The organism is Rhizobium sp. P2_G2, from assembly GCF_056403555.1.
This window is the reverse complement of record NZ_JBFUFF010000040.1, coordinates 46,068-57,225: the sequence shown is the minus strand read 5'-3', so window position 1 is coordinate 57,225 and position 11,158 is coordinate 46,068. Positions and strand designations below refer to the sequence as shown.

The 11,158-nt window shown below is 60.6% G+C and carries 12 protein-coding genes; 8 read left to right on the top strand and 4 right to left on the bottom strand.

Features of this window, described 5'->3' with window-relative positions:
- The first annotated feature begins 148 nt into the window (after positions 1 to 148).
- The 4 genes from iolD to AC1D06_RS24385 all read left to right on the top strand — a co-directional run bounded on the left by iolD (position 149) and on the right by AC1D06_RS24385 (position 4,359).
- Positions 149 to 1,999 (top strand): 3D-(3,5/4)-trihydroxycyclohexane-1,2-dione acylhydrolase (decyclizing), encoded by a 1,851-nt coding sequence (gene iolD, locus AC1D06_RS24400; RefSeq protein WP_477874505.1) that lies wholly within the window; start codon positions 149 to 151, stop codon positions 1,997 to 1,999.
- Between the two features lie 90 nt (positions 2,000 to 2,089).
- On the top strand, positions 2,090 to 3,007 hold the full coding sequence (iolE, locus tag AC1D06_RS24395; protein ID WP_477988385.1) for a myo-inosose-2 dehydratase: 918 nt from the start codon (positions 2,090 to 2,092) through the stop codon (positions 3,005 to 3,007).
- A 257-nt stretch (positions 3,008 to 3,264) separates the two neighbouring features.
- Positions 3,265 to 4,062 (top strand): 5-deoxy-glucuronate isomerase, encoded by a 798-nt coding sequence (gene iolB / locus AC1D06_RS24390; RefSeq protein ID WP_477988383.1) that lies wholly within the window; start codon positions 3,265 to 3,267, stop codon positions 4,060 to 4,062.
- A 57-nt stretch (positions 4,063 to 4,119) separates the two neighbouring features.
- Entirely contained in the window at positions 4,120 to 4,359 is a 240-nt protein-coding gene (locus AC1D06_RS24385) for a type II toxin-antitoxin system Phd/YefM family antitoxin (RefSeq protein ID WP_477988382.1), read from the top strand.
- 116 nt (positions 4,360 to 4,475) lie between these two features.
- On the opposite strand, the gene AC1D06_RS24380 is transcribed toward AC1D06_RS24385, so the two are convergent.
- Positions 4,476 to 5,249 carry an alpha/beta fold hydrolase gene (locus AC1D06_RS24380; protein WP_477988381.1) on the bottom strand — a complete coding sequence of 258 codons (774 nt, stop codon included), beginning with the start codon at positions 5,247 to 5,249 and terminating at the stop codon, positions 4,476 to 4,478.
- Positions 5,250 to 5,333: 84 nt separating this feature from the next.
- Here AC1D06_RS24380 and AC1D06_RS24375 point away from each other — a divergent pair, with 84 nt between their 5' ends.
- Positions 5,334 to 5,747 (top strand): MarR family winged helix-turn-helix transcriptional regulator, encoded by a 414-nt coding sequence (locus AC1D06_RS24375; RefSeq protein WP_477988380.1) that lies wholly within the window; start codon positions 5,334 to 5,336, stop codon positions 5,745 to 5,747.
- A gap of 21 nt (positions 5,748 to 5,768) precedes the next feature.
- Here the strand turns inward: AC1D06_RS24375 and AC1D06_RS24370 are convergent, their stop codons facing one another.
- On the bottom strand, positions 5,769 to 7,130 hold the full coding sequence (locus AC1D06_RS24370; RefSeq protein WP_477988379.1) for an MATE family efflux transporter: 1,362 nt from the start codon (positions 7,128 to 7,130) through the stop codon (positions 5,769 to 5,771).
- A gap of 393 nt (positions 7,131 to 7,523) precedes the next feature.
- Here AC1D06_RS24370 and AC1D06_RS24365 point away from each other — a divergent pair, with 393 nt between their 5' ends.
- The 3 genes from AC1D06_RS24365 (at position 7,524) to AC1D06_RS24355 (ending at position 9,735) form a co-directional block, all read left to right on the top strand.
- Positions 7,524 to 7,895 carry a hypothetical protein gene (locus AC1D06_RS24365; RefSeq protein ID WP_477874489.1) on the top strand — a complete coding sequence of 124 codons (372 nt, stop codon included), beginning with the start codon at positions 7,524 to 7,526 and terminating at the stop codon, positions 7,893 to 7,895.
- A 193-nt stretch (positions 7,896 to 8,088) separates the two neighbouring features.
- The gene (locus AC1D06_RS24360) at positions 8,089 to 8,454 is read left to right on the top strand and encodes a PilZ domain-containing protein (RefSeq protein ID WP_477874487.1); all 366 of its coding nucleotides are present in this window, start codon (positions 8,089 to 8,091) and stop codon (positions 8,452 to 8,454) included.
- Between the two features lie 162 nt (positions 8,455 to 8,616).
- Positions 8,617 to 9,735 (top strand): pyridoxal phosphate-dependent aminotransferase, encoded by a 1,119-nt coding sequence (locus AC1D06_RS24355; RefSeq protein ID WP_477988378.1) that lies wholly within the window; start codon positions 8,617 to 8,619, stop codon positions 9,733 to 9,735.
- A gap of 123 nt (positions 9,736 to 9,858) precedes the next feature.
- Here the strand turns inward: AC1D06_RS24355 and AC1D06_RS24350 are convergent, their stop codons facing one another.
- Together AC1D06_RS24350 and AC1D06_RS24345 are read right to left on the bottom strand one after the other, a co-directional pair.
- The gene (locus AC1D06_RS24350; RefSeq protein WP_477874484.1) at positions 9,859 to 10,122 is read right to left on the bottom strand and encodes a sel1 repeat family protein; all 264 of its coding nucleotides are present in this window, start codon (positions 10,120 to 10,122) and stop codon (positions 9,859 to 9,861) included.
- 430 nt (positions 10,123 to 10,552) lie between these two features.
- Entirely contained in the window at positions 10,553 to 11,029 is a 477-nt protein-coding gene (locus AC1D06_RS24345) for a group III truncated hemoglobin (protein ID WP_477988377.1), read from the bottom strand.
- Positions 11,030 to 11,158 lie beyond the last annotated feature (129 nt).

Sequence of the window (11,158 nt, the reverse complement as noted above, 5' to 3'; positions counted from 1 at the left end):
CCCCTTGCGGGAGAGGATACGAAGGCCGGGTAAGCTTAAGCGAACCCTTGGCCGAAGTTGGTGAGGGGTGAATTCGCCGCCGCCGACACAACGAGATTGAAGACGAACGAACTTAAACCGCGACGCAAACGATGCGGGAGGAAGCACAATGGGCAAGACGATCCGGCTGACGATGGCGCAGGCCATCGTGCATTTCTTGAAAAAGCAGATGACGGTGGTCGATGGCGAGACATTGCCGATCTTCGCCGGCGTCTGGGCGATCTTCGGTCATGGCAATGTCGCTGGCATGGGCGAGGCGCTGTACCAGGTACGCCAGGAGCTGCCGACCTATCGCGCGCACAATGAGCAAGGCATGGCGCATGCGGCCATCGCCTTCGCCAAGGCCGCGTTCCGCCAGCGCTTCATGGCCTGCACCACCTCGATCGGCCCCGGAGCGCTCAACATGGTGACCGCAGCCGGCGTCGCACATGTCAACCGCATTCCGGTGCTGTTCCTCCCCGGCGACGTCTTCGCCAACCGTGCCCCCGATCCGGTACTGCAGCAGATCGAAAGTTTCCAGGACGGCACGCTGTCGGCCAATGATGCTTTCCGGCCCGTTACCCGCTATTTCGACCGCATCACCCGGCCCGAGCAGATCATCCCGGCGCTGCGCCGCGCGATGCAGGTGCTGACCGATCCAGTCGATTGCGGCCCCGTCTGCCTGTCGCTCTGCCAGGATGTGCAGGCCGAGGCCTTCGACTATCCGGAAAGCTTTTTCGAGGAGAAGGTCTGGTCTCTCCGCCGGCAGCATGCCGACGACGGCGAAATAGAGGCGGCGGTCGCGGCAATTCAGTCCGCGAAGACGCCGGTGATCATTGCCGGTGGCGGCGTGCTTTATTCCCGCGCCACGGCGGCGCTGCAGGCATTCGCCGAGCGCCACGGCATTCCGGTCACCGTAACCCAGGCCGGCAAATCGGCTATCGACGAGCGGCATCCGCTCTCGATGGGTTCGGTCGGCGTCACCGGCACGTCGGCGGCCAATGCGCTGGTGGAAAAGGCTGATGTCGTCATCGCGGTTGGAACCCGGCTGCAGGATTTCACCACCGGTTCCTGGGCGATCTTCAAGAACGAGACGGTGAAGTTCGTCAGCATCAATGTTGCCAGCTTCGACGCCGCCAAGCACAATGCGCTGCCTGTCGTCGGCGATGCCCGGAACACCCTCTCGGTCATGACGTCGGCACTCGGCGGCTGGAAAGCCTCGGCCGGGTTGCAGGAAGAGGCTGCGCGCCTCAAGGCCGAGTGGATGGCCTCGGCCGAAAAGGCGCTGGCTCCGACCAACGCGCCCTTGCCCTCCGACGCGCAGGTGATCGGCGCCGTCGCCCGCACCCGCGCAGGCGAAAACACGGTGCTGGTCTGTGCCGCGGGTGGCCTGCCGGGCGAATTGCACAAGCTCTGGCCCGCGACCTCGCCGGGCAGCTATCACATGGAATATGGCTTCTCCTGCATGGGCTATGAGATTGCCGGCGGATTGGGCGTCAAGCTCGCCCGGCCGGATGCCGATGTCATCGTCATGGTCGGCGACGGCTCCTACATGATGCTGAATTCGGAACTGTCGACTTCGGTGATGCTCGGCAAGAAGATCACCGTGGTGACGCTCGACAATCGTGGCTATGGCTGCATCAACCGGCTGCAGATGGCCACCGGCGGCGCCAACTTCAACAATCTGCTCAAGGACTCCCATCACGAGGAAATGCCGGATATCGATTTCCGCAAGCATGCCGAGGCGATGGGTGCGGTGGCGCTGAAAGTCGGCTCGATCGCCGAGATGGAGCAGGCGCTGAAGGACACGAAAGACAATGGCCGCACGACGGTGATCGTCATCGACACCGATCCGCTGATCACTACCCAGGCCGGCGGCCATTGGTGGGATGTGGCGGTGCCGGAAGTCAGCCCGCGCGAGCAGGTCAACACGGCGCGTGAGGCCTATATCAAGGCGCTTGCGGCGCAGAGCATCGGCTGAGCGCCGCGCGGAGACCAGGAAGATTTCATATGACTGTCGTTGGAAGACCGGTTGCCGGCCTTCCAACGACGCGCCTCAAGGAGACTATTGATGAAAGCCAAACTCGGCATGTCGCCCATCGCCTGGTGGAACGACGACCTTCCGGAACTGAGCGATGACGTGTCGCTCGAAGAATGCCTGCGGCAATCGCGCAGCGCCGGCTTTACCGGCATGGAGCAGGGCCGCCGTTTTCCCAACAATCCCAGCGAGATGCTGCCGATCCTGCGCACCGCCGACGTGACGCTCTGCGGCGGCTGGTTCTCCGGCACGCTGGTCAATGAGGAGCTTGCGGCCAACAAGGATCGCATCGCGCCGATGATCGAGCTGTTCAAGGCGGTCAACGCGCCCTGCATCGTCTATGGCGAAGTCGGCCGCTCCATCCAGGGTGACCGCTCCAAGCCGCTGGCTACCAAGCCGCGTCTCTCGGACGACGAGATGAAGGCCTATGGCCGCAAGGTGACCCAGTTCGGCGAATGGTGCGCCGAGCAGGGCATGCCGCTTTCCTATCACCACCACATGGCTGCCGTGGTGGAAACCGAGCCGGAACTCGATGCCTTCATGCACAATTCCGGCGAAGGTATTCCGCTCCTGCTCGATGCCGGGCATCTGGCGTTCGCCGGCGGCAATGTGCTGCGCGCGATCGACAACCATCATGGCCGCATCAACCATGTGCATGTGAAGGATATCCGCCAGCCGGTGATCGACGGTCTGGACCGCAGCCGCCAGTCTTTCCTCGATGCTGTGGCGCTTGGCGCCTTCACCGTGCCGGGCGACGGCTCGCTGGATTTCAAGGCCATCGTGCAGAAATTCGCCGATTATGGCTATGAAGGCTGGTTCGTCGTCGAGGCGGAACAGGATCCGCGCAAGGCGCCGCCGCAGAAGATGGCCGAGATCGGTTATGCGGAGTTGATGCGGGTTATGACGGCTGCGGGGTATACTGTGGAGACCGAGGGTTTCCCGAAGGGGTGAGACGGGGGGGGCGATTGCACCCCTCACCAACTTCGGCCAAAGGTTCACTACGTTCACCTGGCCTTCGTATCCTCTCCCGCAAGGGGAGAGGAAAACTCGCCGCACTGCCTTGCCTCAAGTGAGGACGACAATTGTGGCACCCTGCCTCTCCCCTTGCGGGAGAGGATAGCAAGGCCGCGAGAGGCGTAGCCGATCGCTTGGCCGCGCTTGGTGAGGGGTAAACCTCACGGCAACAACGTTTGGAAAAGGAACAGCCGATGCCGAACCTGCTCGTCAAACCCAAAGGCACAAGTGGCCGCGTCACGCATGTCACGCCCGAGACCGCCGGCTGGACCTATGTCGGCTTCGACATGAACAAGCTGAAACCCGGCGAGACCGCCTCAGGCGACACCGGCGATCGCGAAGTCTGCCTCGTCTGGGTCTCCGGCAAAGGAAAAACCTCAGTTGATGCTCAGGATTTCGGCACGCTCGGCGAGCGGATGAGCCCGTTCGAAGGCGCGCCTTACGCGCTCTACGTTCCCGCCCATTCGCATTGGTCGGTGACTGCCGAGTCCGATCTCGAACTCGCCGTCTGCTCCGCGCCGGGGGGCGGCGATTTCAAGACCAAGCTGATCCCGCCGGGCACCCATCCGCAGTTCAATCGCGGCAAGGGCTCGAATGTCCGCCTGGTCACCAATATCATGCCGGAGGACGACAATTCCGCTCATTCGCTGCTGGTGGTCGAGGTGATCACGCCAAACGGCAACAGTTCTTCCTATCCGTCGCACAAGCACGACCAGGACAACCTGCCTTACGAGAGCCTGCTGGAGGAAACCTATTATCACCGCATGAACCCGCCGCAGGGTTTTGCCTTCCAGCGCGTCTACACCGACGACCGATCGCTGGACGAGGCCATGGCGGTCGAGAATGGCGACGTGACGCTGGTGCCGAAGGGCTATCACCCTTGCGCCACCGTGCATGGCTATGATCTCTACTATCTCAATGTCATGGCTGGGCCGAAGCGGGTGTGGAAGTTCCATAACCAGCCGGAGCATGAGTGGCTGCTCAAGGCGTGAGCTGGGTTTTAGTCTCGACAGCTTGCTGATAGTATCTTCGGAGATTTCGGAGGTATTATGCGCGTTTCAGTCGAAGAAGCTGAAAAGAAATTAATCGAGCTTATCGACCTCGCCCGGCGCGGGGAGGAAGTTATTGTCGAACAGGGAGGCAGGCCTGTTGCTGAAATCGTTCCGATCCCGCAAAAAACCGGCAGGTTTAAGTCCGGCATTCTCAAGCATGTGCTGACGGAACCGGCTCCGGATTTTCTTGAGCCCATGAGCGAGGAAGAGTTGCTCGACTGGGAAGGGCGCGATTGATGCCCTTCGTGCTCGACGTATCTGTTGACCCACGCTTTTTAGCCAACCACAGGCATCCCAAGTCTCCATTCCATCAACGGCATGAGTGATTACTCAAGCTGCGACAGTTACGCCACTCACTCCCGTGCAAACGCACCGATCCTTTGCAATACCTCGTCCCGCTGCTCGATCTGCGGGAAATGACCCGCGCGCTCGACAATCTCGAAACGGCTGCCAGGGACAGCGGCAGCAAAACGCTTGCCGTATTCGAGATCGACAATGCCGTCGCTTTCGCCCCACAGTAGCAGGGCCGGACACGCCATGTCTGCCAATCGTCCCCGTAGTGTGGGATCATGCATGAAGGGCTCGCCCGCATAGACGCGCAGCGTGCGCTGGTTCTCCGCCATGGCAGTTGCGGCGTCCGGTCCAGACGGCGCGATGGCAAAGGAGGCGGGATCGTGGAAGGCGAGTGCTGCCCGCTTTTCCGCTGAGACGACCATCGGATCAACGATCGGCTGCCCCAAGAGATCGGCATCGATGCCGACGGCGTTCATCAGGACGATGCCAGCAATACGTGATGCGTCCAGCAAGGCCATCTCCGCTGCGATCCAACCGCCGGCGGAATTGCCGATGACGGTCACATCCCGCACGTCCATCTCCTCCAGCAGAGCGGTGTAAATCTCTGCCAGCAGAGCGGTGTAAATCTCTGCCAGTTGCCGGATAGACGTGAGCCAGGACGGCCTCAGCCGGCCATCAAAGCCGGGGTGTGTCGGCAGGATCGCAGAACCAATCTGCGACAGCCCCTCTCCCAATCCTCGCATCGATGCAGGACCGGCGCCACCGTGCAGCAGCAGGAAAGGGCGTCCCGCTCCGGTTTCGGCAATATGCAGCGCCACGTTTCCGGCCGGCATATTCAATGACCTTACGGATGTTTGCACAGCAAAACCTCTTAGCGACGATTGACATAATCAACCTATTTATATAAATATATTTATATGTTAAGCACGCCTGAACATTTGGGGCTTCTGATCAAGCGCATTCAGGATCGCCAGCATCGACTGCTCGATGCGGCGCTGGAACCTTTGGGCGTGAGTTTGGTCCAATGGAATGCGCTGCGCGAGATCGAGCGCAATCCCGGCGGCTCGCAGCATCGGCTGGCGCAACTGACCTTCAATTCCGACCAGGCTTTCGGAACGCTGACCACGCGGCTGATACAGCGCGGCCTGATCGAGCGGCAGCGCGGTGCAGGGCGGGCGATGGCACTGCAACTGACCCCGCTCGGCAGATCGCTTTACCTGCGGGGTGTGGAAATCCATTCAAACGTGGCCGGCGCTGGCTTTGCTTCGCTCGACGGAGCCGAGCGCCAGATTCTGTCGGATCTGCTCACTCGGCTGCTGCCGCAAGGCTGAAAAGCTTGGCTGCTCCGGCTCTCACACCGGTTGCAGCACGCCGAACCGCCATCCTCGCCGACCGGCATTGACTGCCAAGACCACCGCGATCAGCCCGACCATGGCGATATCCGCCGTCGGTGCCGCCATCCAGATACCCTGTTCCCCGAACAGATGCGGCAGGATGAAGACCAGCGGGATCGCAAACAGATAGGTGCGCRACAGGCCGAGGATTCCGGCCCGTGGCGCGTCGCCGATCGACTGGAAATAGCCGGACAGCACGACGGGTAGACCGCAGAGCACATAAACGGCGGTCGTCCATGGCAGGATGCGTGCCGTCTCGGCGATGATCTTCGGATCACTGACGAAGGCAGCGCCGAAATGCGCCGAGAACAGGAAGCAGATCACTTGCACCAGACCGCAATAGATGACAGCCGTCATAAGGGCGATCTTCAGAATGCCGTTGGTGCGTTCCTTCAGCCCGGCACCGAAATTATTGCCGCAGATGGTCTGGAAGGCGATGTTGATGCCCATCATCGGCAGATAGGCAAAGGTCAGGATGCGGGTCACCACGCCATAGGCAGCGATCGTCTCGACATAGTGGTCCAGCTCCCAGAGACGGATATTGGCGATGATCGATGCCGAGACCAGCGAGATGCCCATGAGGCCGAGACTGGTCGGCGCACCGAGCGCCAGCATCGCCCGCCATTCGCGCACCGGCCCGGGACGCGCAAGTTTCAGCGCAGCGGGGTTGCGCCAACGAAAAATCGCGATCGCCGCAAGGCAGATCGTTTGCGCCAGCACAGTGCCAACAGCCGAACCCGCCACGCCCCAGTGTAGACCGCCCATGAACAGCCAGTTGAAGACGATGTTGAGCACCGTCGCCGAAATTGTCGCGATCGTCATGAAGCCGAGCCGGCCCTCGCAGCGCAAAGCGTCGATGTTGAGCGACAGGAGGAACGAGAGTGGCGCGAAACCGACCATGATGCCCGTGAAGATCCGGGCATTTCCCGCCACGGCGGGGGCGCCGGCCGCGCCGATGTCGATCAGCGCGCGGCCGAACAGCCAGTAGAGCAAGTAAACGGCAATCACCACCGCCATCACAAGCAGATGCGCGCCTGTGAAGGTGTGGCGCGCGTCGTCGCGTCGCCCCGCCCCGAGCTCCCGCGCCAGGATGCTGGCCATGCCGTTGGAGACCAGTGTTTGCAGAGCGTAGAGCATCATCATCATGGGGAAGATGAGCGTGACCGCCGACAGCGCCGCGGCGCCTGCGTAGACGCCAAGGAAATAAGCGTCGGCCACGACATAGAGGCCGTTGATAACCATGATCAGGACGATCGGTGCCGCCGTGCGGACAAAGAGCCGGCTCAGGCTGCCATGCAGGAAGATGTTTTGAGTGGACATGCGTGCCTCACGAAAATCCTTGGGATCCGATGGGGGGCTCGCATTGCCGCCGTCCCGTTGGACGTTCAGGGCATTTCAGTCTCTGCCGCATGTCGCTCGAAAGCGGTCCCTCGTTTCGGGATAACGACATGCGCAAAAACAAACCGAGGACTTCACCATGAGCAGAGCTCGCGAGCGGCAGGCGCCTCAACCGGAGCGGGCTGATACACGCAGGAGCCGGCAAGTGTCAAGTCACCTACGCGACAGCATATCCGACCGAGCGCGATTCACTCGAATACGACCGGTTGCATTCATCGAGGATTAACCGCGCCGCCAATAAACCCTTGCCGTTCAATCTTGCTTAAATCTCAGCGCCTTATGCTTGCCGTAAACCCAGGAAAGGAGACACCCGCAATGCAGTTACATCATTTCAAGGATTTCAACGACAGGATGATGATCTCCAATCCGAAGCGCAGCTTTCGGCAGTTTCGGGTTGATCGCCCGGGGACGATCATTCCAGTCGCCCCGCACTTGACGATCAAGAAAAAGTATAACTGCCTGATCGAAAGCCTGTCCTGCGCCGGCGCGCTGATCAATATAGGCCCCTATATCATGTTGCCGCGGAATTTCTTCCTCATCATCCTGGGCTCGACCGAAGAGATCGGCGCCACGGAAGTGCGCCGCGAAGGCGACCGGATGATGATCAAGTTCAACATGTTCCTCGACCCCGGCTTCCAGCAATCGATCACCGGCGTCGCCTCGCTCGAAACCGAGATGATGGAATAGCCTCGACCGACACTTTCATTGAAAAGACGCCCTGTCCGATCTGCAGGGCGGCTTTCATTTGTGCTTCGTTTGACGCCACGAATATTTGCCAAAAATGCATAAAAGTGCAATTCGCTAGGATTTTAAATAGCTTATTCAGAGCCTCTCAAATTTTCCGTGCCAGTTTTGGACTAACCCAAAGCGAGAACCAAACATGGCCAACGTTGCTCCGGATATGACGCCCAACTCGATCCATGTCGAACCTGGCCTCGAAGCGCGCCGCTACGAGCGGTTCACGGTCAACAAACCAGGCAGCCTGCTGGCGATCAATCCGGGCCTTTCCGGGATGACCTCGCGGACATGTCAGGTAATGGACATCTCCCGCGGTGGCGCCGGCATCCATGTGCACACGACGATCGGCCTGCCGGATCACTATTACCTCACCTTCCTTGGCGGTGAGGAGCGGATCGGCTGCGCAGAAGTTTACCGCACCGGCGAACGTGTCGGGGTGCGCTTCATCAAGCCGATCGCCGAACATGTGCTGTCGGCGATCATCCGCAACGACTTCCTGACGCGCTGAGCCGCCCCGCGATCTCCAGGGATCGCTCACAGCGCTTCAGCTCTTTGTTATTGCGCATGTCTTTATCCCGAAACCGGTGGCGACTTTCGGGAGACATGCGCGAAGCGCTTCCCGCCCCTCCCGGAATATCTTATGGTCGCCCCTGTGAATCGGGGGACCCTCATGCCAGCATTTCCACGCTTTACCGCCATTGCCCGCGACCTGCCGACGACCGTGCCGTTCGTTGGGCCGGAGGCGATCGAACGCAATCGCCATCTCAAGGTCAAGGCGCGCATCGGCGCCAATGAAAGCGGCTTCGGTCCTTCGCCTACGGTCAAGGCGGCGATGATCGCAGCGGTCGAGGAGACGTGGAAATATACCGATCCCGAGAATTTCGAGCTGCGAGAGGCGATCGCCCGTCATCACGGTGTTTCGCGCGAGCAGATCAATGTCGGCGCCGGCATTGACGGCATCCTCGGCGAAATCGTCCGGCTGATCATCGAGCCGGGCATGCCGGTCGTGACCTCACTCGGCGGCTATCCGACCTTCAACTATCATGTTGTCGGCTTCGGCGGGCAGTTGGTGACGGTGCCCTACAAGGATGACCACGAGCATCTCGAAGGCCTGCTGGAGGCCGTGCAGCGCGAGAACGCGCCGCTCGTCTATTTCGCCAACCCGGACAATCCGATGGGTAGCGCCATCCGGTCCGAAGAGGTTCTGGCCTTCGCGCGCGCACTGCCCGAGACGACGATGCTGATCCTCGACGAGGCTTATGGCGAAACGGCGCCGGCCGGGATCATTCCGCCCGCCGAGGCGCTCCTCGATCGGCCGAACGTCATCCGCACCCGCACCTTTTCCAAGGCCTATGGCCTGGCGGGCTCGCGCATCGCCTATGTGATCGCGGCGGACGACACGGCAAAGGCATTCGACAAGATCCGCAACCATTTCGGCCTCAACCGCATCGCCGTGGCGGCCGCAATCGCCGCACTCGATGACCAGGCCTATCTCGGCGTGGTCTTGGGGAAGATTGCCGCGGCGCGGGATCGGATCGGCACGATTGCGCGCGCCAATGATCTCAGCCCCCTGCCCTCCGCGACGAATTTCGTCACTGTCGATTGCGGTCGCGACGGCGTCTATTCGCGCGCCATCGTCGACGGGCTGATGGAGGAAGGCGTGTTCATCCGCATGCCCGGAGTGGCGCCGCTCAACCGCTGCATTCGCGTCAGCGTCGGGCCGACGCCGGAACTCGATCTGTTCGAGGAGGCATTGCCGAAGGTGTTGAAGCGGTTGGGGAATATGTGAGCGAATAGCGAATAGCGAATAGCGAATAGCGAATAGCGAATAGCGAATAGAAGACGGTTACTTTGGGGCCGTAACAGAAATCAACTACTCGCTATTCGCTACTGACTATTCGCTTTCCCTTACTCAATGAACCGTCATCCACTCACGTGCAGCGCGCAGCGCCTTGGCGAGTTCGGTCTTGCTCATCGAGCGGCCGAGATCGGCGCGCAGCAGGGCGGCGCGTTCGGAGCCCTTGATTGCGGCGATGTTGAGCCACTTATGGGCTGCGACGAGATCGAGGTTGCAACCGCGGCCGGTCGCATACATGAGGCCCATTTCACAGAAGACGTCGGCCTGCGTCTCGCCGCCCATTGCCGCTTCCATGTTGCTGATTTCGTATCGTGCCATTTTTTCGTCCCTTGGCTGAATTCGTTGTTTTAACGTCTGTCCCTGTCTTGCCTTGAGAGGCTCAGGAGATGATCGGTCCGCCTTGCTTCGCGTGTTCTCGATCTCTCTCCAGATGGCGGTTTTTCCCGCGCTTCTTATGGGTTTTAATATGCAGCATGGCTTTCAATACTCGCTTAAAATGCATGCTTAATTTGCCGAAAACAAAGTTCAAATGCTTGGTAAACTTGGGTTTTTGTTAAGCATCGAAAAGCCTGGAATGAGCGGATTTCGCAAAGAATTTTACCGAATTTTCAGCCTGCGGTTTTAGCGGTTTCTTCACCACAAAATCATCAGGCACCCCGACGCGCGTTTGTTTCGCAGCATCCAGCGGGCAGAAAGTCGCGCAGCCGCCATCGGGCGCGCAGGGATCCAGCATGGGAGTAGTAAGGTTTCAGACGGTCGCTTCCGGCAGGAAGACGTCGGCATCGGGGCGCCTCAGGCGCTCATCCTTGCCCAGCATCACCTTGTTCTGAACGGCGATGGCGAGTTCCAGGCTTTCGGCAATGCGGCGGGCACGGCCCATGAGAAACTCGGCCGCCTGGGGCGGGCAGATCTCCTCAGCCGTCTTCCGGAACAGATCGAGCCAGAGGTCGAAATGGCGACCATCGACCGGCAGGTCGAGATGCTTCTGCATCGGGCTGCCACTATAGGCGCCGCTTGCCAGCGCCACGGCCGACCAGAAGGCAGTCAGGCGCTGCATGTGATGTTCCCAATCATGAATGCGCGCGTTGAAGATCGGGCCGAGCACGGCATGCACCCGGATCCGGCCATAGAAGTTGCGGACGAGACGTTCGAGCATGGCCTCGTCGATGCCGGTCTCGGCAATCCGCTCAGCCATCATGCGCGCGCGCCTGTCATTCTCGTCCATGTCTTCCGCCTTCTGATCCGCTGCGGCGATCGCAACCTGCCTGCATATAGGTCGTCCTGACGGATGCTGCCACTGCGCATTCCTCCACAGCGGGTGAATGCAACCCTACCATGCGCCGGCAATCATTCT